Source organism: Nonomuraea sp. ATR24, assembly GCF_041950485.1.
GTDB lineage: Bacteria > Actinomycetota > Actinomycetes > Streptosporangiales > Streptosporangiaceae > Nonomuraea > Nonomuraea ceibae.
In genome coordinates this window covers 714,667-739,822 of the sequence record NZ_JBGNUU010000002.1, presented here as the reverse complement: position 1 = coordinate 739,822, position 25,156 = coordinate 714,667, and the positions used below count along the sequence as shown (strand labels likewise).

At 73.5% G+C, this 25,156-nt stretch carries 26 protein-coding genes; 20 read left to right on the top strand and 6 right to left on the bottom strand.

From position 1 onward, the window contains the following. Positions 1–24: 24 nt before the first annotated feature. A complete protein-coding gene (locus ACBI99_RS07395; protein ID WP_219508692.1) occupies positions 25–957 on the bottom strand; it encodes a hypothetical protein in 933 nt (310 codons plus the stop codon). A 93-nt stretch (positions 958–1,050) separates the two neighbouring features. Further along, positions 1,051–1,596, bottom strand: a complete 546-nt coding sequence (locus tag ACBI99_RS07390) for a hypothetical protein (RefSeq protein ID WP_219508691.1) — start codon at positions 1,594–1,596, stop codon at positions 1,051–1,053. Positions 1,597–1,738: 142 nt separating this feature from the next. Here ACBI99_RS07390 and ACBI99_RS07385 point away from each other — a divergent pair, with 142 nt between their 5' ends. Further along, the gene (locus ACBI99_RS07385; protein WP_375071951.1) at positions 1,739–2,959 is read left to right on the top strand and encodes a sensor histidine kinase; all 1,221 of its coding nucleotides are present in this window, start codon (positions 1,739–1,741) and stop codon (positions 2,957–2,959) included. Next, positions 2,956–3,558, top strand: coding sequence for a DNA-binding response regulator (locus tag ACBI99_RS07380; protein WP_219515279.1), 603 nt, complete (start codon positions 2,956–2,958; stop codon positions 3,556–3,558). Before ACBI99_RS07385 ends, ACBI99_RS07380 begins: the two co-directional genes overlap by 4 nt. On the opposite strand, the gene ACBI99_RS07375 is transcribed toward ACBI99_RS07380, so the two are convergent. Beyond that, positions 3,555–4,913, bottom strand: a complete 1,359-nt coding sequence (locus ACBI99_RS07375) for an MFS transporter (RefSeq protein ID WP_219515311.1) — start codon at positions 4,911–4,913, stop codon at positions 3,555–3,557. The genes ACBI99_RS07380 and ACBI99_RS07375 overlap by 4 nt on opposite strands. A gap of 355 nt (positions 4,914–5,268) precedes the next feature. Here ACBI99_RS07375 and ACBI99_RS07370 point away from each other — a divergent pair, with 355 nt between their 5' ends. The 11 genes from ACBI99_RS07370 to ACBI99_RS07320 all read left to right on the top strand — a co-directional run bounded on the left by ACBI99_RS07370 (position 5,269) and on the right by ACBI99_RS07320 (position 14,576). After that, positions 5,269–6,747: a hypothetical protein gene (locus ACBI99_RS07370; protein ID WP_357592413.1), complete on the top strand. Its 1,479-nt coding sequence runs from the start codon at positions 5,269–5,271 to the stop codon at positions 6,745–6,747. Then, on the top strand, positions 6,744–7,187 hold the full coding sequence (locus ACBI99_RS07365) for a roadblock/LC7 domain-containing protein (RefSeq protein ID WP_219515334.1): 444 nt from the start codon (positions 6,744–6,746) through the stop codon (positions 7,185–7,187). The genes ACBI99_RS07370 and ACBI99_RS07365 overlap by 4 nt, the downstream gene beginning before the upstream one ends. Then, positions 7,184–7,543 carry a DUF742 domain-containing protein gene (locus tag ACBI99_RS07360; protein WP_219515336.1) on the top strand — a complete coding sequence of 120 codons (360 nt, stop codon included), beginning with the start codon at positions 7,184–7,186 and terminating at the stop codon, positions 7,541–7,543. The genes ACBI99_RS07365 and ACBI99_RS07360 overlap by 4 nt, the downstream gene beginning before the upstream one ends. Beyond that, entirely contained in the window at positions 7,530–8,117 is a 588-nt protein-coding gene (locus ACBI99_RS07355) for an ATP/GTP-binding protein (protein WP_219515339.1), read from the top strand. Before ACBI99_RS07360 ends, ACBI99_RS07355 begins: the two co-directional genes overlap by 14 nt. Beyond that, positions 8,114–9,388 carry a cytochrome P450 gene (locus ACBI99_RS07350; protein ID WP_357592411.1) on the top strand — a complete coding sequence of 425 codons (1,275 nt, stop codon included), beginning with the start codon at positions 8,114–8,116 and terminating at the stop codon, positions 9,386–9,388. The genes ACBI99_RS07355 and ACBI99_RS07350 overlap by 4 nt, the downstream gene beginning before the upstream one ends. Then, positions 9,339–10,544, top strand: coding sequence for a cytochrome P450 (locus tag ACBI99_RS07345; RefSeq protein WP_375071950.1), 1,206 nt, complete (start codon positions 9,339–9,341; stop codon positions 10,542–10,544). The genes ACBI99_RS07350 and ACBI99_RS07345 overlap by 50 nt, the downstream gene beginning before the upstream one ends. A gap of 33 nt (positions 10,545–10,577) precedes the next feature. Further along, the gene (locus tag ACBI99_RS07340; RefSeq protein WP_219515347.1) at positions 10,578–11,063 is read left to right on the top strand and encodes an Rrf2 family transcriptional regulator; all 486 of its coding nucleotides are present in this window, start codon (positions 10,578–10,580) and stop codon (positions 11,061–11,063) included. 69 nt (positions 11,064–11,132) lie between these two features. Next, complete coding sequence (locus ACBI99_RS07335) at positions 11,133–11,588, top strand: carboxymuconolactone decarboxylase family protein (protein ID WP_246646572.1); 456 nt, start codon at positions 11,133–11,135, stop codon at positions 11,586–11,588. A 69-nt stretch (positions 11,589–11,657) separates the two neighbouring features. Continuing rightward, positions 11,658–13,424 (top strand): thiamine pyrophosphate-dependent enzyme, encoded by a 1,767-nt coding sequence (locus tag ACBI99_RS07330; RefSeq protein ID WP_375071949.1) that lies wholly within the window; start codon positions 11,658–11,660, stop codon positions 13,422–13,424. 61 nt (positions 13,425–13,485) lie between these two features. Next, the gene (locus ACBI99_RS07325; RefSeq protein WP_357592405.1) at positions 13,486–13,986 is read left to right on the top strand and encodes a hypothetical protein; all 501 of its coding nucleotides are present in this window, start codon (positions 13,486–13,488) and stop codon (positions 13,984–13,986) included. Next, complete coding sequence (locus ACBI99_RS07320; protein ID WP_357592403.1) at positions 13,983–14,576, top strand: hypothetical protein; 594 nt, start codon at positions 13,983–13,985, stop codon at positions 14,574–14,576. The genes ACBI99_RS07325 and ACBI99_RS07320 overlap by 4 nt, the downstream gene beginning before the upstream one ends. A 16-nt stretch (positions 14,577–14,592) precedes the next feature. Here ACBI99_RS07320 and ACBI99_RS07315 read toward each other — a convergent pair whose 3' ends face one another. Together ACBI99_RS07315 and ACBI99_RS07310 are read right to left on the bottom strand one after the other, a co-directional pair. Further along, positions 14,593–16,287: a DJ-1/PfpI family protein gene (locus ACBI99_RS07315; RefSeq protein ID WP_219515378.1), complete on the bottom strand. Its 1,695-nt coding sequence runs from the start codon at positions 16,285–16,287 to the stop codon at positions 14,593–14,595. 64 nt (positions 16,288–16,351) lie between these two features. Continuing rightward, complete coding sequence (locus ACBI99_RS07310; protein WP_375071948.1) at positions 16,352–19,153, bottom strand: AAA family ATPase; 2,802 nt, start codon at positions 19,151–19,153, stop codon at positions 16,352–16,354. Between the two features lie 120 nt (positions 19,154–19,273). On the opposite strand from ACBI99_RS07310, the gene ACBI99_RS07305 reads away from it, so the two are divergent. The 7 genes from ACBI99_RS07305 (at position 19,274) to ACBI99_RS07275 (ending at position 24,658) form a co-directional block, all read left to right on the top strand. Next, a complete protein-coding gene (locus tag ACBI99_RS07305) occupies positions 19,274–19,888 on the top strand; it encodes an SDR family NAD(P)-dependent oxidoreductase (RefSeq protein ID WP_219515407.1) in 615 nt (204 codons plus the stop codon). Beyond that, positions 19,848–20,192 carry a VOC family protein gene (locus ACBI99_RS07300; RefSeq protein WP_219515410.1) on the top strand — a complete coding sequence of 115 codons (345 nt, stop codon included), beginning with the start codon at positions 19,848–19,850 and terminating at the stop codon, positions 20,190–20,192. The genes ACBI99_RS07305 and ACBI99_RS07300 overlap by 41 nt, the downstream gene beginning before the upstream one ends. A 108-nt stretch (positions 20,193–20,300) precedes the next feature. Next, a complete protein-coding gene (locus ACBI99_RS07295) occupies positions 20,301–20,834 on the top strand; it encodes a 2,4'-dihydroxyacetophenone dioxygenase family protein (protein ID WP_219515414.1) in 534 nt (177 codons plus the stop codon). A 12-nt stretch (positions 20,835–20,846) separates the two neighbouring features. Then, positions 20,847–22,118, top strand: coding sequence for an MFS transporter (locus tag ACBI99_RS07290; protein WP_357592398.1), 1,272 nt, complete (start codon positions 20,847–20,849; stop codon positions 22,116–22,118). Next, complete coding sequence (locus ACBI99_RS07285; RefSeq protein WP_219515419.1) at positions 22,115–23,191, top strand: 2,3-butanediol dehydrogenase; 1,077 nt, start codon at positions 22,115–22,117, stop codon at positions 23,189–23,191. The genes ACBI99_RS07290 and ACBI99_RS07285 overlap by 4 nt, the downstream gene beginning before the upstream one ends. Positions 23,192–23,243: 52 nt before the next feature. Continuing rightward, the gene (locus tag ACBI99_RS07280; protein ID WP_219515434.1) at positions 23,244–24,215 is read left to right on the top strand and encodes a helix-turn-helix domain-containing protein; all 972 of its coding nucleotides are present in this window, start codon (positions 23,244–23,246) and stop codon (positions 24,213–24,215) included. Between the two features lie 212 nt (positions 24,216–24,427). Then, a complete protein-coding gene (locus ACBI99_RS07275) occupies positions 24,428–24,658 on the top strand; it encodes a hypothetical protein (protein ID WP_375071947.1) in 231 nt (76 codons plus the stop codon). Here the strand turns inward: ACBI99_RS07275 and ACBI99_RS07270 are convergent. Beyond that, complete coding sequence (locus tag ACBI99_RS07270) at positions 24,653–25,096, bottom strand: proteasome activator (protein WP_219515440.1); 444 nt, start codon at positions 25,094–25,096, stop codon at positions 24,653–24,655. The two genes, ACBI99_RS07275 and ACBI99_RS07270, sit on opposite strands and share 6 nt — an antisense overlap. Positions 25,097–25,156: the final 60 nt, after the last annotated feature.

The window sequence follows — 25,156 nt, the reverse complement described above, 5'->3', positions numbered from 1 at the left end:
GGGCAGCACGTTCCTGCCAGCGGGTCACGTCCACGGCGCCACCGGGTACCACGGGATGATCTCCCGCCGGGCCAGGAGCCTGACGTCCCAGTACAGGAACGTGAACACGCCGGCGACGATGAGCGCCGAGGCGGTCAGCACGGCGATCCGGTGCGGCTTGGCGGCCAGCCACCGGTGCACCCGCCCGCCGAACACCACGGCGGTGACCACCAGCAGCACCGCGAGCAGCACGATGTTGCCGATCGACTGCAGCGTGAACGCCGCGGCCCCGTACAGCGGGTTGCCGCTCTCGGCCGCGTCCCGGAACATCGCCCGGAACAGCCCGAACGGGCGGCCGATCAGGAAGCCGCCGATCAGCGCGCCCATGAAGACCATGCGCGCGCCGGGCCGCCGCTCGAACGGGTCGGGCACCAGCCTGAGCGCGGCCAGCCCCAGGTAGAGCATCGCCAGCCCGACGATCCCGAACACCACCATCGACTGGATGCTGCGCGGCGACAGCCCGCCGGAGACGTTGGCCGCCGTGGAGAACTGCGGCATGCTCGTGCCGACGATCCCGACGAGCGCTCCGTACAGGGCGGAGACGGGGATCATGCCGGCGGCGAGCAGCCCGAGCGGCCGCAGCGCCGCCCGGAACCGCTCGCGGCGCCCGGCGCCGTCGCCGACCAGGGGAGCCAGCGCGCCGAACACCGCAATGTTGCACGCGGTGAACGTGCCGGCCATGCCGGTCACGAACGCGAACACGACCCCCGCCGCGATGCCCGCGATCGGCGCCTCCGCGGCGTCGTGCCCCAGCAGGGTGTCGGCGACGGTGCCGCCGATCGTCTCGTCCACGAACCGGGCCGACCACACGACCGTCAGCAGGAACCCGATCACCGCGCTGATCAGGACGACCCGGCCGCGCCGCACGGTCCGCAGCTCACCGTCGCGCGCCTGCCGGCCGCTCAACGTGTTCGCCATCACCCACCACCGTTCACTCGGAGTGTCACGTACGGTCAGGATGAACGGCGATCTTGGGGGCGATTTCTTCGAGAATGCTTAGTTTGTGGCCATTCATTGCCATACAGTCATTGCCACCAGCGCCACGCCGACCAGCGAGTCCAGCACGAAGCAGAACTCCGCCAGCGACCGCGCCACCACCTTCCCCGTGCGATGGTGGTGGACGTCCCACGCGGCGTGACCGAGCATCCCCGCCGCCACCAGGTACGCGCCCGCGTCCCCGCCGACCGCCAGCGTGACGACCGCGACCAGCCCGAACCCCGCCATCGCGAGCACCTGGCGCGACAGCCCCGCCGCCCGCGTGACCAGCCCGTACGCCGCCAGCCCGGCGGCCACGCCGAGCATCGGCCAGGTCGGGCCGACGCCCGGGAGCAGCGCCTTGGAGACGGCGATGACGGCGAAGCTCACCCCGAACAGCGGCCACGCCGCCGACGGCCGGCCCAGCGCGGCGGCGCCCAGGTAGATCATCCCGGAGGCGGCCAGGACCGGCGCGACCTCCTCCCCGCCCGCCAGCCCGTACACCATCAGCCCGGCCAGCACGATCCCGGCCATGGTGGGCCAGTGGCGCAGCGTCGAGACCCGTTCGGTCGTGTCGTTCACGGCGTCCTCCTTCGATGAGGGCTCCAGCCTCGCCACCGGCGCGCCCCGCCAGTAGTGCCGGATGCGCACGGGCGCGCGTGGACGTGTCACATGATCGGGTGACATCTGTCATCCGCGCGTGCCTTGCTGCGAGAATGGCCGCGTGCCTGACCTCCCGATCGACGAGGACGCCGGCCTGGGCCGCTTCCGCCGGGGCACCTGGTGGAGCGTGACCGCGACGACCGGGTTCTTCCTCGTCTTCGTCGCCGGGGCCTGGGTCCTCGACCCCGCCGTGGCCCTGTGGGCCCGCGTCACGGGCGCCGCCGCCCTGGCCGCCACGGGCCTGTCCGGCATGGCACTCCTCACCCGCCGCATGACCCCCTCCCCGGACACGCCTTCGCCTGTGTCCGCGCCTTCGGTCGTCCGGCTGCCTGTGGGGTGGACGGTCGCCGGGGGCGCGGGGGCGGCGGTGCTCGGCGGGCTCATGCTGGCCCACGGGGACGACGGGCGCTGGTCGCTGCCGGCCGCGCTGGTGGTGTCGATCGCCGCGACGTTCCTGCGCCCGGCGCCCCGGTGGGGGCTCATCGGGGCGTCGGCGCTGGCCGCCTCGGGCGTCGGCGCGCTCTCCGGCGCGCCGCTGCCCGGCGCCGCCGTGCTGCCGCCCGCCGTGGTGCTGGTCACCGCGTGGACGACCCTGGCCATGCTGTGGGGCTGGGACGTGGCCAAGCGGCTCAACGACGTGCGCAGGCTCGCCGCCGAGCTGGCGGTCAAGGAGGAACGGCTGCGCTTCGCCGCCGACCTGCACGACATCCAGGGCCACCACCTCCAGGTGATCGCGCTCAAGAGCGAGCTGGCCGCCCGGCTCGCCGAGGCGGACCCGGCGCGCGCCGCCGCGGAGATGCACGAGGTGCGCCGCCTGGCCGCCGACGCGCTCTCCGACACCAGAGCGGTCGTGCAGGGCTACCGCCGCACCACGCTCGACGCGGAGATCGCCAACGCGACGGGCGTGCTGGCCGCCGCCGGCATCGACGCCCGGATGAGCGTGGAGCCCGCCGACGCCCGCCGCCTCCCCGAGGCCGGACGCCACCTGCTGGGCCTGGTCATGCGGGAGGCGACCACCAACGTGCTGCGCCACAGCCGGGCCCGGCACGCCGAGGTCGACTACCGGGTGACCGGCGACCTCGCCCGCCTGCGCGTGACCAACGACGGCGCCGGCGACCAGCCCAGCGACCAGCACGGGGATCAGCCCGGCGCGGGCGGGACCGGGCTGCGCACGCTCGCCGAGCGGCTGGCGTCCGCGGGCGGCGAGCTGACCTGGGAGCACGACGACGACCGCTTCGCCGTGGTGGCCCGCCTGCCCGCCCGAAGCGCGGAGGACCGATGATCCGGTTGCTGATAGCCGACGACGAGGACCTGCTCAGGGGCGCTCTGGCGGCGCTGCTCGGGCTGGAGGAGGACCTCGCCGTCGTGGCCGAGGCGGCCACCTCCACCGACGCGGTCCGCCTGGCCAGGGAGCACCGCCCCGACATCGCGGTGCTGGACCTGGAGATGCCGCCCGCCGACGGCCTGCGCGCGGCCGAGACGATCCGGGCGGAGCTGCCCACCCGGATCGTCCTGGTCACCCGGCACGCCAGACCGGGCGTGCTGCGCCGGGCGCTCGCGGCGGGCGTCAGCGGCTTCGTGCCGAAGACGACGCCCGCGACGAAGCTGGCCGAGATCATCCGGGCCGTCGCCGCCGGCCGCCGCTACGTGGACCCCGACATCGCCGCCTCCGCGCTGACCGAGGACGCCTGCCCGCTCACCGACCGGGAGCTGGAGGTGCTGCGGGCGTCGCGGACCGGCGCGTCGGTCAACGAGATCGCCGAGCGGGTGCATCTCGCGCCGGGCACCGTCCGCAACTACCTGTCGTCGGCGATGGCCAAGCTGGGCGCCGGCTCGCGGCACGCCGCCGCCCACCGGGCCTGGGAGGAGGGCTGGATCTAGAGGTCGCGGGCCTCGTCCAGGACCTTGGCCGACTCGCGCTCGTACGAGCCCCTGGCCGACAGCACGAGCAGGCCGCCGAGGACCATCGGGACGATGAGCGCGTACATGGCCGTGACGAGCGAGCCGGTGGCGTCGGAGGTGATGCCGACGATGAGCGGCCCGAACGCCGCGCCGAGCGTGAGCAGGAACTGCAGCACGGCGAAGCCGAGGCCGCGCGAGCGCGCGCCGACGACGTCGGCGACGGAGGCCGTGCAGGTGGGGATGGCGGTCGCCGACACCGTGACGGCCAGCAGCACACAGAGGATCATGGCGGTGGCCGACCCCATGAGCAGGGCGCCGCCGAGCAGCAGTGAGCCGGCGGTGATGCCGGCGCCGCCGACGAGCAGGAGCCCGGCGCGGTGGCGGGTGATGGCCCGGCGGCCGAGCCGGCCGCCGATCACGGTCCCGGCGACCACGCCGACGATGGTGACCAGGCCGCTCGTGGTGCCCGCGGTGCCGATGGGCAGGCCGTACGCGCGTGACAGGAGGGTGGGCAGCCAGTAGTAGATGCCGCCCAGCCCCAGCGTGAGGATCATGACGCCCACGGAGACCCGGACCAGCGTCCGGACGGCGAGGACCTCGCGGACCTGCCGCCAGAAGGGCGGCGAGGCGAGGGCGGGCCGGTCCGGGGGAGCGGCGCCGGTCGCGGGCGCGTCGCCGGCCGAGGCCCTGATCCTGTCGAGCCGGCCGCGTTCGGGCTCGCGCAGCCGCCAGACCAGCAGGGCGGTGAGGATGCCGGGGACCGCCATGCACAGGAAGGCCGCGCGCCACCCGTACGCCTGGCCGATCACGCCGCCGACGATGGTGCCGAGCCCGCTCAGGTAGGTCGTCATGCGGGTCCAGCCGTACACGTGGACCCGGGCGGCGGCGGGGTAGAAGTCGGCGATGAGGCTGCCCATGGCCGGGTTGTCGATGTTCTCGGCGGCGGCGAGCAGCACGCGCATGAGGTAGAAGACGGCGAACCCGGCGGCGAGTCCCGAGCCGAGCGTGGCCAGCCCCCAGCAGAGCACCACGACGGCGATGATCTTCGTGCGGCTGTAGCGGTCGGCGAGGTAGCCGGCGGGCAGCGCGACGGCGGTGGCGGCCAGGGCCCCGGCGGTGGGGATGGATCCGGCGGCCGTGTCGCTGAACCCCCACTGCTCCTGGATGAGCGGGAGCACGCCGGCCAGGAGCCCGGCCTCCATGCGGTCCACGATGCCGACGAGGAACAGCACGGCGAACGGCGCCCAGCCGTACGGGTTGGGGTCGGTCGGGCTGATCCCGCCCGCGGGTGGGGAACCGAGTCGCCGGCGCTCGCGGGTGACGGCCTTGACCATGGACTTCTCCTCCGCTGTGGCAGCCGGGTGCCCTAGAACAGGGTTCTAGGACCGAGTTCTGGTCAGAGTGTCGTACATCACATCGTGTTGCGCCAGGGGTGCGGCGTCAGGAAGTGGTCACGGCGGACCGGGGCGGCGGGGCCCCGTGGCGGTACGGGCGTTTATGAATAAGTCTCGGGAATTTCCGGTTTAGTGCGGTATGTGATTGTCCCTGATAAGAAATAGCCGACGTTTTGACATGGCTGTAGGGACAAGGGCGTGTAAAGTCGTCAAGCGGCGACGCCCCATGCTCATTTGACGGGTGTCGATTCCTCTGCCGTGCCCATATGGAGCTCCAGCACTTCAAAGGACGGACATGAACGGATCCGCGGATTTCACTGCCGGAGTGCTGCTGGCGAGCGTCATCTGCAGCGTGTTATTGCTGATGGTCTGCCTCGTGCTGCTGGCCATCCTGCTCATGCGCTCCCGGGCGCCCGAGCGCGGGCCCGCCCCCGCCGAGCCGCCCGCCGAGCGCCCCGCGCCCCCCGCCGAGCGCCCCGCCCAGGGAAACGACGAAACCGCCGGGCAGGCGCGTGCCGACGAACAGGTGCAAACCGCAGAAAAGGCCAGAGTCAGTGCCGAACAGGCCAGAGAGGCCGCCGAGAAAGAGAAAGAACAGGCGCTGCAACAGGCCAACGCCAACCTCCAGTGGTACAACGCGGCCGTCGCCGAGACCGGCCGGCTCGTCGAGCGCCTCAACGCGGTGGCCGACGCCGAGGTGCGCGGCTACTCCGACGTCGTCGTGCCCGGCCTGCTGCACCCGCAGTTCGCGGGCACGCCGCTGAGCGACCACATCGCCGGCGCCGAGGAGCTGCTGCGCGAGGCCGTGCACGCCACCCGGGCCGACGTCAGCGGCGCCGCCCGCGCCGGCGTCCGGGGCATGGCCGAAGAGGTGCAGATGTACCTGGCCCGCCTCCAGATGTCCATCAACGAGGCGCTCGACCTGCCGCCCGGCACCGACCCCCACCGCAGCCTGGTCGAGATGGACGCCCACGCCACCTGGGCGCTGCACGCCGTCCAGCGGCTGCGCATCCTGGCCGGCTCCTGGCCGGGCGTGCAGCGCGCCGACTGCACCTTCCGCGAGATCGTCGAGAGCGCCCGCGGCCGCATCCCCGCCTACGACCGCGTCGACTACACGTACGTGCCCGACGTCGGCGAGCGGTGGGTCGAGGGCCGGGTGGTCGAGCCGATCACCGTCGCGCTCGCCGAGCTGCTGGCCAACGCGACCAGCTACACCGGCGACCGGGTCAGCGTCTACGTCCGGGAGGTCCCCAAGGGCTTCTGTGTCGTCATCGACGACAAGGGCGCCGGCCTGAACTCCTTCCAGCTCGCCGAGGCCGAGCGGCTGCTGTCGCGCCAGACGACGCTCGACGCGGCCAACCTGGCCGACGAGCGCAAGCTGGGCTTCGCCATCATCGGCACCCTGGCGCACGACTACGGCTTCCACGTCGACGTCAGCGCCCCCTCGCCCAGCGGCGGCGTCCAGGCGTCCTGCCTCGTCCCGCACCACCTGATGAGCGCCGCCCCCGGCCTCGCCGCGCCCCCGCGCGAGACGGCCCCGCCGCAGCCCGCGCTCCACGCGGCCCCCGCGCCGGTCACCACCTCCCACGGCCTGCCCAAGCGCGAACGCCGGCACGCGGTCGCGCCCCTCTCGGCCCAGCCGACCCAGCAATCCATCACCGACACCCGCGCGCCCGAAGACGTGGCCGCCGACCTCGGAAAGCTGAGCGAGCTGCTCAGCACGGGCCTCGCCACCGGCCGCGACAACGACGCCGAAGGACACTCGCAGCCATGACCATAGAGCAGCCCACCGCCGACGACACCAACATGAGCTGGGTCCTCAACAACCTCGTCGACCAGCAGTCGGACGTCATGAACGCGGTGCTGTTCACCTCCGACGGGCTGGTCCTGGCGCACTCGGCCGGCATGAGCCGCGACGACGCCGACCGCGCCGCCGCCGCCCTGTCGGCGATGAAGTCGCTGCAGCAGCAGCTGAGCGAGTTCTGCACCACCCCGTCGCGTCACAGCGCTCCAGGGCCGCTACGCTACGTGATCGCCGACCTCGCGAACGTCACCATGGTGCTGTTCGCCGTGACCGAGCGCACCGGCATCGGCGTGTCCATCCGCGGCGAGTCCAACAGCGCCGCGACCCACATCGCGATCCAGGCGGCCACCAAGACCGTGCGCGGGCTCGGCCCGATCCTCGGCGCGCGGGAGCGGAGCAGCGGCGCATGACACCGTCGCGGCACCGGCGGGCGGGCATGATCCGCTCCTACACCGTGTCGGGCGGCGACGCCTCCGCGACACGCGCCGGTCTCGACGCCGCCACGCTGCTGCTCGCCGACCCCGCCCGGCCGCTGGCCGGGCTCGCCGCCCACCCCCGGCGGGTGATGGACCTGTGCCTGCCCGGGGCGCTGTCGGTGTCGGAGGTCGCCGCCCACCTGGAGCTGCCGGGCGCGATCGTCAAGGTCATCGTGGCCGGCCTCGTCGACAGCGGCCACCTGGCCCCGCGCGCGCCGTTCGTCCCCGCCGCCTCCCCCTATAGCACCGACTTCCTGATGAAGGTGTTGAAGGCACTTGAAAAGCTCTGACCGTTACGTGCCGGCGACGGCCCGGCCGGTGAAGGTTCTCGTGCTCGGCCCGTTCGCCGTCGGCAAGACCACCTTCGTCAGGACCGTCTCGGAGATCCGCCCGCTGTCCACCGAGGAGCGGATGACGCAGGCCGGGCAGCTCGTGGACGACCTGCGCGACCTGCAGGGCAAGGACACCACCACGGTGGCGATGGACTTCGGCCGCCTCACGTTGTCTCCTGAGATCGTGCTCTATCTGTTCGGCGCGCCCGGCCAGCCGAGGTTCCACGGCATGGTCCGCTCCCTCATGGAGGGCGCGCTCGGCGGACTGGTCCTGGTCGACACGCGCCGCATCGACGACAGCTTCGACGCGATGAACCTGCTCGAAGAGGCGCAGCTGCCGCACGTCGTCGCCGTCAACCACTTCGACGGCTCGCCCCGCTACCGCGACGCCGAGCTGCGCGACAGCCTCAGCCTGGACGACCAGCCGCTGGTGAGCCTGGACGCCCGCCGGGCGGGCTCGGCCAAGCACGGCCTGATCGCCCTCGTCCAGCACATCCTCGACCACCACCGCCGCCTGGAGCATGCCCGATGACACCGTCCGCCCCCGTCCCGAGGCTGTTCGGCCCCTCGTTCGCCGCCCGGCCCGACGACGCCTACGACCTGCTGCGCGCCGCCGGCCCCGTCGCCTGGGCGGAGATCGCCGACGGCGTGCACGCGCTGGTCGTCACCGGCCGCCGCGCCGCCGTCGACGTGGTCACCGACACCGACACCTACTCCAAGGACAGCCGCATGTGGGAGGCGCTGCAACAGGGCCGCGTCCCCGCCGACAGCCCGGTGCTGGCGCTCATGGCCTACCGGCCCAGCCTCCTGTACGCCGACGGTGAGCGGCACGCCCGGCTGCGGCGCGCGATGGACGACTGCCTGCGCCGGATCAACCTGCACGAGCTGCGCGAGATCACCCGCCGCCACGCGCTGCGCCTCATCGACGACTTCGCCGGCGAGGGCCGGGCGGAGCTGATGAGCCAGTACGCCGACATGCTGCCGCTGCTGGTCTTCACCGACCTGCTGGGCTGCCCGCCGGAGCTGGTCGAGCGCATGGTCACCGGCTGCCAGGGCATGATCAACGCCGGTCCGGAGGCCGCGCAGGGGGCCGCCGACCTGGCGCAGTGCCTGGCGGAGATCATCGCGATGAAGGACGGCTCGCCGGGGCGCGACTGCACCTCCTGGATGCTGGCCCACCCGGCCCGGCTCACGCACGAGGAGATCCTGCACCAGCTCGTCGTCCTGGTCGGCGCGGGCACGATCCCGACCTCGGCGTGGATCGCCTCGGGCCTGCGGCTGCTGCTGTCGGACGACCACTACGCCGGCGACCTGACCGCGGGCGCCGTCACCGTGCGCCGCGCCCTGGAGCAGGTGCTGTGGACGCAGTCGCCGATGGCCAACTTCTCCGTGCACTTCGCCCGCCACGACACCGCGCTGCACGGGGTGCCGGTCCCGCGCGGGGTGCCGATCCTGATCAGCCACGCCGCCACGGGCACCGACCCGGCGCTGCCGCCGCTCGGCTACGACAACCGCTCCCACCTGGCCTGGTCGGCCGGCCCGCACCGCTGTCCCGCCGACAGCCAGGCCGCCGCGATCGCCCAGACCGCGATCGAGACGCTGCTCGACCAGCTGTGGGACCTGGAGCTGGGCGCGGGCGGCGGAGCCAACCGGCCGGGCCCCTTCCACCAGTGCCCGGCGACGCTGGCCATCCGCTTCCGGCCCCGGCCCGCCGATGCTTCCCTCACCCCCACCGCGTCCACTGGAGGTAGTCGTGTCCAGCGAACCCCCGATTCTCGATCCCACAGGAAGGCGCCTTTATGAGCAGGTCGACGAGCTGCGCGCGGCCGGCCCGGCCGTCCGGGTGCGGCTGCCCGGAGACCTGGTCGCCTGGTCGGTGACCCGCGGCGAGGTCGCCAAGAAGCTCCTGGTCCACCCGGGCGTCTCGAAGAACGCCCGCACCTCCTGGCCGGAGTACAGGCCGTTCGCGATCGGCTGGCTGACCGCCTGGGTCGACGTGATCAGCATGTTCACCGTCGACGGCGACGACCACAAGCGGCTCAAGGACCTGGTCGGCAAGGCGTTCACCCCGCGCCGCATCGAGGCGATGCGGCCCGCGATCGAGACCATCGTCGAGGACCTGCTCGCCGACCTGGCGCTCGCCCCGCCGGGGCGGCCGGTCGACCTGCGGGCCTCCTTCAGCTATCCCATCCCGACCCGGGTGATCTGCGACCTGATGGGCGTCCCGCTGGAGCAGCGCCCGCAGATGCTGCGCTGCATCGACGCGGTCCTCGACACCAGCCTCACGCCCGAGCAGGCGAACGTCGTCCAGCGGGACATGTTCGCGGCGATGCACGCGCTCATGCACTACCGCCGCGCCAACCCGGGGACGGACCTGACGAGCCTGATGCTGGCCGCGCAGGAGGAGGGCGCGCCGCTCAGCACGGAGGAGCTGGTCAGCACGTTGATCCTGATGATCGGCGCGGGCAGCGAGACCGCCGTGTCGCTCATCGACCACGCGACCGTCGCCATGCTGTCGCACCCGGACCAGCTCGCCGCCGTCCGCGCCGACCCGGCCCGCTGGGAGGACGTCATCGAGGAGAGCCTGCGCCAGCACGCGCCGATCATGCACCTGCCGATGCGCTACGCCACCACCGACATCGACCTCGGCGAGGGCGTCATGATCGGCAAGGGGGAGCTCATTCTCATCGCGTTCGGCGCGCACGGCCGCGACCCGGCGGTCAACCCGGACCCGGACCGCTTCGACATCAGCCGCGCCGAGCGGCAGCACCTGGCGTTCGGGCACGGCATCCACTACTGCCTGGGCGCGCCGCTGGCCCGGCTGGAGGCGGCGATCGCGCTGCCGGCGCTCTTCTCGCGCTTCCCGGAGCTGCGGCTGGTGAGCAGGCCGGGGCGGCACACGTCGTTCATCGGCAACGACTACCCGTCGCTGCCGGTGGTCCTCGACCCGGCGGCGTGACACCCATAAACCTGGACGTGTAGTATCCAGGTTATGCGGATGAGCGAGGGCGTGGAGTGGGCGCTGCACAGTTGCCTGAACCTGACCTGGGTCGAGACCGGAGAGGCCATGACGGCGGCCCGCCTGGCGGCGTTCTACGAGCTGCCGGCGGCCTACCTGAACAAGCAGCTCCAGGCGCTGGCCCGGGCCGGGATCGTCACCTCCACGCCCGGCCCGCGCGGCGGGTTCCGGCTGGCGCGCCCGCCGGAGCGCATCACGCTGCTCGACGTGGTGACCGCGATCGAGGGGCCGGGGGAGGCGTTCCGCTGCGAGGAGGTGCTCCGGCAGGGGCCGGGAGGCCGCTCCGACGTCGACTACCGCAAGGCGTGCTTCGTCTCGCAGGCCATGCGCCGGGCGGAGCTGGCCTGGCGCAAGGAGCTGGCCGGTCAGACGCTGGCGGACATCAAGAAGATGGTGGAGCGCCACCTGCCCGGCACCCCGGCGGCCACGCGCGACTGGTTCGCCTCCCGCCGTCCCTGAGCGCCGCCGTGGGCGGGGTGCTCGATCGGCCCCGCCGCTCACCGTAATTCTGGATATCAAATATCAAAGATGGAGAGAATCATCATGCGCATGAGCATCCGCAAGCCCGCCGCCGACGGTCTCAAGGCCATGTACGCGCTGGAGGCCTACCTCAACGCCGGCCCCGTCCCGCGTGCCACCCTCGACCTGCTGCGGCTGCGGGTCAGCCAGATCAACGGCTGCGGCTACTGCGTCGACATGCACGCCCGCGAGGCCGCCGAGGCCGGAGTGAGCGACCGGCGCGTCCACGGGCTCGCCGCCTGGCGCGACACCCCCTTCTACAGCGACGCCGAGCGCGCCGCGCTCGCCCTCGCCGAGGCCGCCACCCGCATCGCCGACAACCCCGCGGGCGTCCCCGACGACGTGTGGGCCGAGGCCGCCGCCCACTACGACGAGGAGTCGCTGGCCGTCCTCGTCATGGCGATCGGCTCGATCAACACCTGGAACCGCATCAACGTGACCCTGCGCAACGCCCCGGCGGCCTGAGGACCCGCCTGCCCGAAATTTGCAGGGACGTGGACGTTTGCCGAGACCCGCTGGGGCACGGCGGCAGGTATGACAACCATCGCTTCCGAAGTGCTCATCGAGCGGCTGGCCGAGTGGGGCGTCGACACCGTCTTCGGCCTGCCCGGCGACGGCATCAACGGCATCATGGAAGGGCTGCGCCGCCACGCCGACCGCGTCCGCTTCGTCCTGGTGCACCACGAGGAGGCGGCGGCGTTCATGGCCGCCGCCCACGCCAAGGCGACCGGGCGCGTCGGCGTGTGCCTGGCCACCAGCGGCCCCGGCGGCATCCACCTGCTCAACGGCCTGTACGACGCCAAGCTGGACCACCAGCCGGTGCTGGCCATCACCGGCATGCAGGAGACCAGCGTGCTCGGCACCGGCTACCAGCAGGAGGTCCACCTCGACCGGCTGTTCGCGGACGTCGCCGAGTACAACCTGGTCGTCGACAACCCGACCCAGCTGCCCGGCGTCGTCGACATCGCGATCAGGACCGCGTACGCCCGGCGCGGCGTCGCCCACCTGACCCTGCCGAACGACGTGCAGGTCGCCCCCGCCGACGCCGACCCGTACAAGCACGTCGCCCCCGCCCGGCCGCCGGCCACGGCCGCCGTCTACCTCAGCCCGCCGGGGCTGCCCCGCGAGGAGGACCTCCAGGCGGCGGCCGAGATCCTCAACCGCAGCGAGCGCCCGGCGATCCTGGCCGGCGCCGGGGCCCTGCACGCGCGGGCCGAGGTGCTCGCCGTGGCGGAGGCGCTCGGCGCTCCGGTGATCAAGACGCTGCCCGGCAAGGCCGTCATCCCCGACGACTCCCCGTACGCGGTGGGCGGCATCGGCCTGCTCGGCACCCGCCCCGGCGAGGAGCTCGTCGAGGACTGCGACGCCCTGTTCATGGTCGGCACGAACTTCCCCTACACCCAGCACCTGCCCCAGCCCGGCCAGGCCCGGGTGGTGCAGCTGGAGGCCGACCCGGTCAGGGCCGGGGTGCGGCTGCCCACCGAGGTGCCGATGATCGGCGACGCCAAGGAGGGGCTGCGCGCCCTGCTGCCGCTGCTCAAGCACGACGGCGCCCGCGACCACCTGGACAAGTACGTCCGGATGACCGAGAAGTGGCGCTCCGACATGGCGGCGCTGGACTCGCCGGACCGCGACCCGATCGCGCCGCAGTATCTGATGGGCTGCGTCGACCGGGCCGCCACCGACGACGCCATCCTCACCTGCGACTCCGGCACGATCGCCACCTGGGCCGCCAGGCACTGGACGATCCGCGGCGAGCGCGGCTTCTACCTGTCGGGCAACCTGGCCTCGATGGCGCCCGGCCTGCCGTACGCGATCGCGATGCAGCTCGCCCACCCCGGACGGCAGGTCATCGCGTTCATCGGCGACGGCGGGTTCGCGATGCTCATGGCCGAGTTCCTGACGGCCGCCCAGCACGACCTGCCGATCAAGGTGATCGTCAACAACAACAACTCGCTCGGCCAGATCCTGTGGGAGCAGATGGTGCTCGGCTACCCCGAGCACGGCGTCCGCTTCGCCCGGCCCGCCGCCGACTTCTCCGCCTGGGCGCGCTCCTGCGGCGGCTACGGCCGCAAGGTCACCGAGCCCGGCGACGTGGCCGAGGCCGTCGCCCAGGCGCTCGCGCACGACGGCCCCGCCCTGGTCGACGTGGACGTGGACCCGAACGAGCCGCCGATGCCCGGCAAGGTCTCCTACCAGCAGGCCAAGAGCTTCGCCCAGGCGTTCCTGCGCGGCCAGCCGCACAAGGCGTCCATCGCTACCACCCTGTTCAAGGACAAGATCTCCCAACTGGGCAAGTGAGCACCCGCCAAGATCGGCCGGACTGTAGGATGCCGCCGTTCCCGGACGATCGAGGTGCCCGTTGCGCGCGTTACCCGAGGAGAGCCAGTGGGGCCTGCTGGCCGCCGCCGGTCTGGCCGAGCAGATCCACGCCTTCTGGTTCGAGGGCGACGACCGCGCCGCGATCGCGGCCGAGCTGGGGATCGACCAGGCCAGGACGGTCGAGTGCGGCCTGGCCACCGCGCTGCGCTGGAACGGCGCCGGCTCGCGCACCCCGATCCTCTGGATGGGCCGCCACGCGCCCGGCTGGACGTTCGCCCTGGTGCTGAACTTCTCGCTCTGCGCCCTGGCGCCGCTCGACCGGCGGGTCCTCGAGTTCTGCTACGTGAGAGGGATCAACGAGTTCTACGGCGTGCCGGGCATCTACGGCGAGGACGGCCTCGACGACCTGTGGCTCAACGACGACCAGGGCGACGAGAGCGACCTCGACCCGCACCTGGTCGCGATCGGGCGGATCACCGGCCGGTTCGTCGACCGCGCCTGGCTCGCCGAGCGGCGGACCCTGTGCCGGGTGGCCGCGTGAAGCTCTGGGAGCAGTGGCCGCTGCTGGAAGCGCGCGGGTTCGGTGACCTGTTCGCCGGCACCTGGATCGAGGGCGACGACCCCGACGAGATCGCCCGCCTGCTCGGCGGCGACCCGGCGGCGGCGGTGCCCTGCGGCCTGGCGGAGGCGATGCGGCACTACGAGCCGTACGGGTTCGACGAGCTCGTCTGGATGGGCGCCCACGCCCCCGGCTGGACCCATGCCATCACCGTCGCCGGCCCGCGCCCGCGCACCGAGCCGCTGGCCGGGCGCAGGTACGTCCAGGTCGTGTGGGACGCCGACGGGCTCGGCGTGCACGATCTCTACTATTCGGACGGCGTCACGGAAGGGCGGCTCAGCCCGAGGGACGTCGCCGCCACCGGCTGGCCCTTCCACGAGCACGCCCACGGCCTGGCCGACGACCGGATGAGCCCCTTCAACGTGTTCGCCGGGCAGGAGGTCAGGCCGGAGGGCGTGCTGAGGCTGTGGCTGGACAACTGGCTGATCGTGGCGGGCCGCCTGTCGGGGCGCTTCCTCGACGACGATTGCCTCGACGCGACCCGGCGGCTGTACCGCCTGCCGGTCGGCTGACGTGCCCGGGGGCGGGTCAGCGGCGGCGTCGCCGGAGCAGCAGGACGCCGCCGGTCGCCACGGCGGCGCCGAGCAGGACGAGCAGGCCGGCCACGGCGGTCGCGGGCCACGGCCAGGCGCTGCCGGTGAGCCCGAGGTCCTGCACCGGGTACTCCAGCGTCTTCGCCGTCCACCGGGCCGTCTGCACGTCGTAGGTGCGGGCGATGTCGCGCATCACCGGGTCGAAGGCGAACTCCCCGCCCGTGTGCGGGTACTCGGGCCGCAGGTCGCCCACCCCGGTCACCTGCCGCCGGGCCGCGTCCAGGCCGGGCACGATGAGCCGCCCGAGCTCCCCGGCAGCCTCGGCGGGCGTCGCCCGGGGCACGAACGTCAGCCCGTGGCGGGAGCGCACCGGGCCGTCGCCGATCGCGACCGTACGCCCGACCATCGCGTGCTCGGTGTAGGAGATGAACACCGAGGCCAGCTCCAGCTCGCCGACGCCGTCCACGAGCCGCACGCCGATGGCCGACGGGCCGGGCCGGTAGGAGGCGTTGATCCCCACGACCGCGTCGCCCGGCTCCAGCCCGGACTCGGGGATGGGCGCGGCGGCGCCGGGGGAGTAGTGCCGCCAGTGCACCCGCTGCGCCGCCTCCTGGGCCGCGTCGGCGCCGAGCAGCCGTTCGACGATCCGCAGGGCGCCGTCGATGCCGGACAGCACTCCGGCCGTGGTGATCACCTCGCCGTCGTCGACGTACCGGACGCCGCCGGTCCAGCCGACGGCGGGGAAGTCGGCACGCAGCCCGGACAGCCGCAGCCAGTGCGAGGTGGCGCGCCTGCCGTCGAGCAGCCCGGTCCCGGCCAGCACCCGGGCGCCGTTGCAGACGCTGACGACGATCGCGCCGCGCGCCGCGTGGGCGCGCAGCCAGTCGCCGACCGCCGGGTACGGCTCCTGCATGGCGGGGATCACCACGGCGTCGAGCCGGTCGCGCCGCTCGTCCAGCAGCCGCGTCAGCCCGTCGAGCGTCAGGTCGGGCACCAGGTCGAGCCCGCCCGTCAGAGGCGCCGGGCCCGCGTCGGCGGCGACGACGTACGTGTTGACGCGGCCGGTGCCCGCCAGCACCTCGTACGGGCCGAGCAGGTCGGCCACGTTGGTGCCGCCGGGGCCGGTCAGCAGGGCCACGGTGGGCTTGGCCGGGTCGTGGCCGCCGGCCTTCGGGGCGGGCCTGGCGGTCACGGCGTCGGCGCGGACCGTGTAAAGGTCGCCGAACTTGCCCGTGGTGTTGACGGCCGACACCGAGGCCGGGACCAGCAGCGCGACCAGCACGACACCCGATCGCCTGAGCCACTTGGCCGGGATGCCGACCGGGTGGCAGGTGTACTCGGCGTGGCGCCACAGCATGGCCAGGGCCATGAAGACGAACATGAGCGTGTGCCCGAGGGACATCACGACATGTCCTGATAAGACGCCGAACCAGTAGGGGACGAGCAGGATGGGGAACGGCGCGAACATCGCCACGCTCATCTCCGCGATGCTCGCCCACCCGTGCCTGCGGACCAGCATCCAGGCGGCCATGCCGACGGTCATGTCGGCGGCCATGAGCAGCGTGTCGACGTCGAACCGGACCGGCTGCGGCAGCACCGCGTCCCACAGGAGGTCGAGCAGCAGCATCCCGGCGTACATGGCGATGACCATCTCGGCGTAGTGCCAGACGAACCTGATGACTTTCCGCATGTCCGTACTCCTGACGTGAGCGTGTGATGCCGCCGACGTTAGGAAGGGACGGGCAGGCGCCGAATCAGCGAACTCGCCGGTCCTCCGCCAGGACGAGCCGCATCAGCTCGGCGCGCGAGGTGATGCCGGCCTTCTGGAAGACCTTGCGCAGGTGGTAGTCGACCGTGCGCGGGCTGAGGAAGAGCTGCGCGGCGATCTCCCGGTTGGTCAGCCCCTCGCCGACCGCCAGCGTGATGCGCAGCTCCTGCGGGGTGAGCGTGCCGAGCGCGGCGGCCTCCGGGGCGCGGGTGCGCGCCTGCTCGCCGGTGGCGCGCAGCTCGCCCTGCGCGTGGTCGGCCCAGGCGAGCGCGCCCAGGCGGCGGAAGCCCTCGGCCGCCTCGCGCAGGTGCCGCCGCGCCTCGGACCGCCGCCGGTCGCGCCGCAGCCGCTCGCCGAGCAGCAGCTCGGTGCGGGCCAGCTCCAGCGGCGAATCGGCCAGGGCGTGCAGGCGCAGTGCCTCGGCGAAGTGGCCGTGCGCGTCGGCGCCCTCGCTGACCAGCGCCCGGCAGCGGGCCGCCAGCGCGCCCAGCTCCGGCGAGCCGGTGTACGCGGTCCACCGCTCGTACCGCGCGGCAGCGGCGGCGGCGCCCTCCTGGTCCCCGGCCCGCACCAGCGCCTCGACCAGGTCAGGCGCCATCCCCATGGCCAGGTCGGCGGGCAGATCCACGCCCGGATCGGCAACCAGGCCGGTGGCCGCACCATGAGGGCGGCCCGTGGCCGGATCAACGGTCGAGGCCGTGGTCAGGGCCGTGGCCGGGCCGGTGGTTCCGGCGAAGTGGTGGGCGGCCTCGTGGTGGCGGCCGGCGACGAGGTCGACGAGGCCGAGCGCGCGTCCGGCGTACGCCATCGCGTCCGGCAGGCGGCGGCCGGCCGCCTCGGCCAGCACGTCGGCGGCCAGCTCGGCCGCCTCCGGCCGCCCCCGGAGCGCCGCGCACAGGGCCAGCAGCGCCCGGTTGCGGCAGGCGGTGTTGGGCTGGCTGGCGTCGGCGGCGAACTGGCAGCCCTCCTCGGCGTGCGCCTCGGCGAGCCCGAACCGGCCCCGCGCGAGCTCGTCGGCGGCCTGGTACTCGAGGTTCCAGGCGACCGTGCCGAGCGATCCGCCCGCCCGGGCCAGCCGTCCGGCGTCGCGGATCAGGCGGCGGCTCAGCTCGTGCTCGCCGAGCTGCCCGGCGATCGCGCCGGCCAGCGTCATCGTCACCGGATCGGTGAGCTCACCGGCCAGCTCGCGGTCGCGCTCCGCCGGTCGCGCGTCGTGGCCGGTGCGGGCCAGGCAGAGCGCGTGGAGCAGCCGCAGCACCGCGTCGCGCGGGTCGTCGCGGTCCGGCGCGACCTCGCCGAGCCAGCCCGCCAGCTCGGCCCATGCCCGGGGCCGGTCGGCGCGGCGGCCGAGGTCGGCGTACATGGCGACGGTCGGCGTGAACAGCCGCCTGTCGATCCGGAGCGCGCGCGGGATCCACGGCCTGACCAGGTCGAGCGCGTCCTGCGTCGACCCGGCGAACTCGGCCACGATGGCGCGCAGCGCGGCCAGCGCGATCCGGTCGGCCTCGGCCAGGCGCGGCTCGCGTTCGGCCCGGTCGAGCAGCTCGCCGGCGGCGGCGGTGAACCCGCCCTGGACGGCGGCGCGCGCGGCGCTCCACAGCCGGCGGCCGCGGTCGGGCCCGTCGGGGGTGAGCTCGGCCGCGCGTGACAGCGTGGCCATGGCCGCAGCCGGGCCGCCGCGCAGGGCGGCCTGCTCGGCCGAGCGCTCCAGCTCCCCGGCTGCCTCCTCGTCCTGGCCGACGGCGGCCTGCCCCAGGTGCCAGGCGCGCCGGTGGTGGTCGGCGTCGGTGTCGAACGCCGAGGCGAGCGCCCGGTGGATGGCCACCCGCCGGTTGACGGTGGCGCTGTGGTAGACGGCCGACCGGATGAGCGGGTGCCGGAACACCAGCCGGGTCCCGTCGTAGGTGAGCAGTTCGTCCAGCTCGGCGCGGTGCAGCGGGCCGGCGTCGATCCCGAGGGAGGCGGCGGCCCGGCCGACGGTCTCGACGCTGCCGGAGCCGTCGGCGGCGATGAGCTGGAGCAGCGGCAGCGCGGCGCCGTGGCGGGCGCGGATCCTGGCCAGGAACGAGCGGCCGAGCTCGTCGGTCAGCGCGGGCGGCTCCTGGGCGCCCTCCGGCGGCAGCTCCCGCCCGGCGAGCTCCAGCAGGGCGAGCGGGTTGCCGCCGGTGACGGCGAGAAGTTGCTCCTGCTCGCCGTGGGTGAGCCGCCGCCCGGCGAGCAGCGCGCGGGCGGCGTCCGGTTTGAGGCCCATGAGCGGGATGCGCCGCAGGTGTGGCAGGTCGGTGTCGTGTCCCTCGTCGGCCCGCGCCGCCAGCGCCACCGCGATCGGCTCGTTGTCCAGGCGGCGGGCCACGAACGCGAGCGTCTTCAGCGTGGGCCGGTCGGCCCAGTGGGCGTCGTCGACGACGCACAGCAGCGGACGCTCGCCGGCCCGCAGCGACAGCAGCGACAGCGTGGACAGGCCGACCAGGAACGGGTCCGGCGGCGTGCCGTGCGCCCGCCCGAACAGCACGCTCAGCGCCTGCGCCTGCGGGCCGGGCAGCTCGGCGACCGAGTCGAGGACGGGGAGCAGCAGCTCGTGCAGCGTCGCGTAGGCGAGGTCGGCCTCGGGCGCGACGCCGACCGCGCGCAGCACCCGGAAGCCGGTCGCGCGCTCCTCGGTGTGCGTCAGCAGCGCGGTCTTGCCGATGCCGGGCTCGCCGTGCAGCACCACGCCGCCGCCGTGCCCTTCGGCGGCACGCCGCAGCAACGTTGCGAGCAGCTCGATCTCGCTGTCTCTCCCCAGCACACGGTGAGCATAGAAAGCACCGCAAGCTGTGACAACGGGCACGGGACCGGCGACTTCACTGATGCGGGCCGGCGGCAGGCTGCCTAGCCTCGGAGATCCGCGGCAGAAGGGCAGGTCACCATGGGCGAGACGCTGCGCGGCAGGACCGCCATCGTCACCGGCGCCGGCCGCGCGATCGGCGCGGCGGCGGCGCGGGCGCTGAGCAGGGCGGGCGCCGGCGTCGTGCTGGCCGCCCGCGACGGCCGCGCGCTGGAGGCGCTGGCCGCCCGCATCGGCGCGGCCGGCGGCGCGGTGGTGGCCGTCCCCACGGACCTTTCGAGCCCGGTGTCGGTGCGGCGGCTGGTGGAGCAGACGCTCGGCGCGTTCGGCCGGCTCGACGCCGCCTTCAACCACTCCCGCGCCGCCCTGGCCATGCGGTACGAGCTTCCGCCCATGCGGCTGGCCGGGCGGGGCCGCATCGTCAACCTGGCCACCGGCCCGCGCGTGGCCGAGCTGACCCGCGCGACGGCCCGCGACCTGGCCGGCACCGGCGTCCGGGTCAGCGCCGTGACCCCGGCGTACGGCAGCGCTGAGGAGATCGCCGACGCGGTCGTGCGGCTGTGCTCGGAAGGGTGCTCGGACTGGTGCGCGGACGGGTGCGCATGCTCGGACGGCTGTGGCTGCGGGTGCGCGGACGGCTGGCTACGCTTGCCCCATGCATCCGCGTCTCGGCCAGATCGTCATCGACTGCCGTGATCCACACGGCCTGGTCCGCTTCTGGGCCGCCCTGTTCGGCGGCGACCCGGTGGACCGCGCCGCCGACTGGTCCTACGTCGAGCCGCCCGGCGGCGTCCGCCTGGCCTTCCAGCAGGTGCCCGAGGGCAAGGCCGGCAAGAACCGGCTGCACCTGGACGTCGAGGTCGCCGCGATCGAGCCCGCCGCCGCCCGCGCCGTGGAGCTGGGCGCCACCCGACTCGGCGCGACGGTCACCGACGCCCAGGGCTCCTTCCAGGTGATGGCCGACCCGGAGGGCAACGAGTTCTGCTTCGTGCACGGCTGACCAGCGGCATGTCCGCTTTGTGCAAACCGTGAGGTCCGCCAGGGGAAAGACGGGGACGGGCCCGCCGGGGTTCACTTCCGGGAAACATCCCAGAAAGGACCCGTCACCATGCCGGAAGCACCGAAGTCGGAGTTCTGGAAGGACCTGCGGCCCATCGAGAACTCCTTCCGCCCGGACGCGCTGCCCGAGGTGTACCTCTCGCAGGTCGCCACCGACGACGACCGCTACTACGTGCCGTTCACCGACACCGTCGGCTCCCGCCCGCTGTGGATCAACGTCAAGGACAACAGCTGGGCCGACATCCTGCGGGCCAAGGAGGCCGGGCTGGTGAACCGGCACTACCACCCGCACGAGGTGTTCGCGTACACGATCTCCGGCAAGTGGGGCTACCTGGAGCGGCCCTGGACCGCGAGCGCGGGCGACTTCGTCTACGAGGCGCCGGGCGAGGGCCACACGCTGGTCGCCTACGACAGCGGCGAGCCGATGAAGACGTTCTTCATCGTCAAGGGCCCGCTCATCTGGCTGGACGAGAACGGCGACCCCGACGGCTTCTTCGACGTGCACGACTACATCGCGATGTGCCGCGAGCACTACGAGAAGGTCGGGATCGGCGCCGACTACGTCAACTCCCTCTTCCGCTGACACGAGGTCGTCATGGCTGACACCCCCACCGGGACCACGGCCGACAGGTACGAGAACCGCCTGCTGGTCATCCTGTTCCTCGCCTTCGGCTTCGTCTTCTTCGACCGCCAGGCGCTGTCGTTCCTGGCGCCGTACATGGACGCCGACTTCGGCCTGTCCAACGCCGAGCTCGGCACGCTGTCCGGCGTGCTGGCGCTCACCTGGGCGCTGGCCGGCATGTTCGCCGGCCGGCTCTCGGACGCGCTCGGCCGCCGCAAGCCCATCCTCATCGCGGCCGTGGTGCTGTTCTCGCTGTTCTCCGCCTCCTCCGGCCTGATGGCGAGCTTCGCCGGGCTGCTGGCGGCCCGCGCGCTCATGGGCACGGCCGAGGGCGCGGTGCTGCCGATGGCGCAGTCGCTCATGGTGGAGGCGTCGCGGGAGAGCCGCCGGGGCTTCAACATGGGCCTGGTCCAGGGCTCGTCCGCGGGCCTGCTCGGCGGCATCGTGGCCCCGCTGGCCGTGGTGTGGCTGGCGGAGACCTACAGCTGGCAGGTCGCCTTCTACGTCACGATCATCCCCGGCCTGATCATCGCGGCGCTCATCGCCAAGTTCGTGCACGAGCGCTCGCCCCGCACGCCGGACGCCCCCGCGGCGGCCGCCCCGAAGCCGGCCCGGGTGCCGCTGGGCGAGGTGCTCAAGCTGCGCAACATCGTCGTCTGCATGCTGATCGCCTGCTTCTACCTGACGTGGTTCATCACCATCATCACCTTCACCCCGACCTACCTGACCGAGGTGAAGGGCTTCGCGCCCGGCACGATGAGCGGCGTGATGACGTGCCTGGGCGTGGCCTGGGTGCTGTGGGGGTTCGCCACGCCGGGGATCTCCGACCGGCTGGGCCGCAAGCCCACGCTGATCGGCTTCACCGCGCTCGCGGTGTGCTGCCCGCTGTTCCTCGTGTACGTGGACGACCCCGTCCTGCTCGGCGCGCTCATGGTGGTCAGCTACACCGGGCTGGGCTGCTTCACGCTGTTCATGGCCACGATCCCGGCCGAGACCGTGCCGCGCGGCGCGCTCGCCACCGCCCTCGGCCTGATCATGGGCGTGGGCGAGCTGGCCGGCGGGTTCCTCGCGCCGATGGTCGCGGGCTGGGCGTCCGACCAGTGGGGGCTGCAGACCGCGATGTTCATCGCGGCCGGCGGCGCGCTGCTCGTGGTCGTGCTCTCGTTCGCGCTGCGCGAGACCGCGCCCGCGGTCCTGCGCCGCCGCGCCGCCGCCGGACCGGCCCCCAGCGCGGCGGGCTCATGAGCGGCACCGCCCGCAGGCCCGCCGTCAAGGCCGCCGTCTGGTACGGCCCCCGCGACGTCCGGGTGCTCGACACGTACGTCCCGCCGCCCGGCCCGGGGGAGGTGACGATCGAGGTGGCGTACTGCGGGATCTGCGGCAGCGACCTGCACGAGTACGCCGACGGCCCGCACGCCATCCCGGTCGGCGAGCCGCACCCGGAGTCGGGCGTGGCCGCCCCGCTGGTGCTCGGTCACGAGTTCTGCGGCACCGTCGCCGAGACCGGCCCCGGCGTCACCCGCGTCGCCCCCGGCGACCGGGTGGCGGTCGAACCGCACTACCGCTGCGGCGACTGCCCCCGCTGCCGGGCCGGCGAGTACAACATCTGCCGCCACTTCGGCTTCGCCGGGCTGATGGGCCACGGCGGGCTCGCCGAGCGCGTCACCGTGCCCGCGTACATGCTGCACCGGCTGCCCGAGTCGGTGCCGCTGGAGCAGGCGGCGGTCTTCGAGCCCGCCGCGGTCGCGCTGCACGCCGTCAGGCGGGCCGCGGTGGCGCCCGGCGAGACCGTCGCCGTCGTCGGCCTGGGGCCGATCGGGCTGCTGGTGACGCGGCTGGCGGCCCGCGCCGGAGCCGGGCGGATCGTGGCGGCGGACCCGTCGCCGGCCCGGCGCGCGCTGGCCCGCGCCCTCGGCGCGACGGACACCGTGCCGGCCGGCGACTCCTGCGCGGCGCAGGTCAGGGAGGCGACCGGCGGCGAGGGCGCGGACGTGACGTTCGAGGCAGTCGGCTCGGAGGTGGCGCTCGGCACCAGCCTGGCCGCCACCAGGCGGGGCGGGCGGGTGATGTTCCTCGGCCTGGCCGGGACCGTCAGCCTGGACGCCTTCGCCCTGGTCAACAACGAGCAGTCGATCCTCACCAGCGTCGGCTACCGGGACGCCTACCCGGAGCTCATCCGCATGGTCGCCGAGGAGGGCGTCGACCTGACCGGGATCGTCACCTCGACCATCCCGCTGGCCGACGTGGTGCGCGACGGCTTCGAGGCGCTGCTGAGCGGCGGGGAAGGACAGGTGAAAGTGCTGGTCCGGCCTGTGTGACAGATCACACCGGGTTGCTATCCTGTGCGTCCCGCCGGGGAAGGAGGGACACATGCCGGCCGACACCGTCACCGTGGTCTCCAGGGCCACGACCGAGCACGTCGCACCCGCCGAGCGCATCGACTACTGGGAGGACTACAACCGCAGGGCGCTGGTGGGCCTGTCCTGCACCTCCTACTCCGACCAGGGCCTGCTCGCCAAGCAGACCAACATCGAGCTGACCGCGATCCGGCTGGCCGACATCGCGGGCAACGCCCACGCGATCGAGCGCAGCCCGCAGACCGTGCGGTCCGCGCCCAAGGACTCCGTCTTCGCCACCCTGCTGCTCACCGGCGACGCGGTGTTCCTGCACGAGCACGGCTGCCTGGCCGCCACCGCGGGGGAGCTCGTCGTCTACGACACGCGCAGCCCCTACCTGTTCGGGTTCTCCTCCAGCATGCGGCAGATCCTCGTCGACATCCCGCGCGACCTGTTCGACCGGGCGTGCCTGGCGGGCGGGCTGCCGGCGCCGATGCTGTTCGGCCGCGACACCGCCCGCGAGGGCACGCTGGTGGCCGCGCTCCGCTCGCTGCTGGGCGGGCTCGCCGCGCTGCGGTCCGGCTGGGAGCCCGACCACGCCGAGGCCGCCGTGCTCGACCTGCTGCGCCAGCTCGCCGCCGAGCGCTCCGGCGGCCGGCCCGGCCACGACGGCTACCGCACCCAGCTCATCGTCGCCGAGGACTACATCGAGCGGCACCTGCACGACCCCGCCCTGAGCACCGCCCGGGTCGCCGGGGTCATGGGCATCTCCGTGCGGCACCTGGCCCGCATCTTCGAGTCCACCGGCAGGTCGCCGGCCCGGCACATCACCGAGCGGCGGCTGGAGGAGGCGCACCGCCAGCTCACCGGCGGCGGGGCGCGCGACACCACGATCGCCGACGTGGCGCACCGGTGGGGCTTCTCGAGCCAGGCGCACTTCGCCCGCCTGTTCCGGGCCCGCTTCGGCCGCACCCCCAGCGAGGCCCGCGCCGCCGCGTCCGGCTGACCCGCCCCGGTGTGGCGTCCCGGGTGCTGGGTAGCCAGGCTCTGAGCAGCAGAAACGGGGGAGAACACGATGACCGAGCAGCCTGGGGAGCCGGCCGAGCAGGACCAGCCGGACGAGCTCAGCGACGAGGAACTGGACGAGGCCTTCCTGCGCCAGAAGGAACTCAATCCCGACGACTTCGAATAGCACGCCGGGGACGACGGGAGAACGAGATGACGGACGAGACCGGGCATGACGAGATGCCCGACGAGGTGCGGCGGGTGCTGGACGAGGTGTTCCGCGACCGGGACGAGGTGACGCGGCGCGAGGTCTACTCGTGCGCGTCCGAGCACGTCAAGCTGCCCGCCGACACCCTCGGACAGCTCAACGAGCTGCCCGAGCGCTCCTACACCAGGCAGGAGCTCACCGAGGCGCTCGCCCGCCTCTTCGGCGGGCACTCATAGGTACGGCCCGCCGCCGGCCGCCGGAGGCAGATCGGGCCGGGGTGGCGGCGGCAGCCGGTGAGCCGCCTGCTGCAGCGCCAGCCCGGTCTTGATGCCCTGGAAGACCCCTTCCAGCCAGCCGACGAGCTGGCTCTGCGTGATGCGGATCTCCGCCTGCGTGGGAGGCGCCGACGGGTCCGGCAGCAGGCGGGCCAGCTCCTCGCGCAGCTCCGGGTCCACGGAGTGGCCGATCTCCTTGACTGCCTGCTCCTGGATGTGCTGAAGCTGCTCGCGGGCGTGCTCGTCGAGCGGCACCGTGCGGGCCTCGTCCAGCAGCGAGCTCACCATGGCGCTCACGCGAAGCAGCCGGGCCGGTTCCTCGACGCGCCTGATCTCCACCTCGGCGGCGGTCGCGGCCTCGTCCTCCGGCGGCCGGGGCTGATCTGGTGTCGGTGTCATGTCGGCGTCCTGTTTCGCTCGAGTGCCTGGGTTCACCTGACCCTCTGCCCACGCACCCGT

Coding starts and splice junctions, on each gene's coding strand:
- ACBI99_RS07395 (WP_219508692.1), bottom strand. CDS start 957: ATGGCGAACACGTTGAGCGGCCGGCAGGCGCGCGACGGTGAGCTGCGG.
- ACBI99_RS07380 (WP_219515279.1), top strand. CDS start 2,956: ATGATCCGGTTGCTGATAGCCGACGACGAGGACCTGCTCAGGGGCGCT.
- ACBI99_RS07375 (WP_219515311.1), bottom strand. CDS start 4,913: ATGGTCAAGGCCGTCACCCGCGAGCGCCGGCGACTCGGTTCCCCACCC.
- ACBI99_RS07370 (WP_357592413.1), top strand. CDS start 5,269: ATGAACGGATCCGCGGATTTCACTGCCGGAGTGCTGCTGGCGAGCGTC.
- ACBI99_RS07365 (WP_219515334.1), top strand. CDS start 6,744: ATGACCATAGAGCAGCCCACCGCCGACGACACCAACATGAGCTGGGTC.
- ACBI99_RS07360 (WP_219515336.1), top strand. CDS start 7,184: ATGACACCGTCGCGGCACCGGCGGGCGGGCATGATCCGCTCCTACACC.
- ACBI99_RS07350 (WP_357592411.1), top strand. CDS start 8,114: ATGACACCGTCCGCCCCCGTCCCGAGGCTGTTCGGCCCCTCGTTCGCC.
- ACBI99_RS07340 (WP_219515347.1), top strand. CDS start 10,578: ATGCGGATGAGCGAGGGCGTGGAGTGGGCGCTGCACAGTTGCCTGAAC.
- ACBI99_RS07335 (WP_246646572.1), top strand. CDS start 11,133: ATGGAGAGAATCATCATGCGCATGAGCATCCGCAAGCCCGCCGCCGAC.
- ACBI99_RS07330 (WP_375071949.1), top strand. CDS start 11,658: ATGACAACCATCGCTTCCGAAGTGCTCATCGAGCGGCTGGCCGAGTGG.
- ACBI99_RS07315 (WP_219515378.1), bottom strand. CDS start 16,287: ATGCGGAAAGTCATCAGGTTCGTCTGGCACTACGCCGAGATGGTCATC.
- ACBI99_RS07305 (WP_219515407.1), top strand. CDS start 19,274: ATGGGCGAGACGCTGCGCGGCAGGACCGCCATCGTCACCGGCGCCGGC.
- ACBI99_RS07300 (WP_219515410.1), top strand. CDS start 19,848: ATGCATCCGCGTCTCGGCCAGATCGTCATCGACTGCCGTGATCCACAC.
- ACBI99_RS07295 (WP_219515414.1), top strand. CDS start 20,301: ATGCCGGAAGCACCGAAGTCGGAGTTCTGGAAGGACCTGCGGCCCATC.
- ACBI99_RS07290 (WP_357592398.1), top strand. CDS start 20,847: ATGGCTGACACCCCCACCGGGACCACGGCCGACAGGTACGAGAACCGC.
- ACBI99_RS07285 (WP_219515419.1), top strand. CDS start 22,115: ATGAGCGGCACCGCCCGCAGGCCCGCCGTCAAGGCCGCCGTCTGGTAC.
- ACBI99_RS07280 (WP_219515434.1), top strand. CDS start 23,244: ATGCCGGCCGACACCGTCACCGTGGTCTCCAGGGCCACGACCGAGCAC.
- ACBI99_RS07275 (WP_375071947.1), top strand. CDS start 24,428: ATGACGGACGAGACCGGGCATGACGAGATGCCCGACGAGGTGCGGCGG.
- ACBI99_RS07270 (WP_219515440.1), bottom strand. CDS start 25,096: ATGACACCGACACCAGATCAGCCCCGGCCGCCGGAGGACGAGGCCGCG.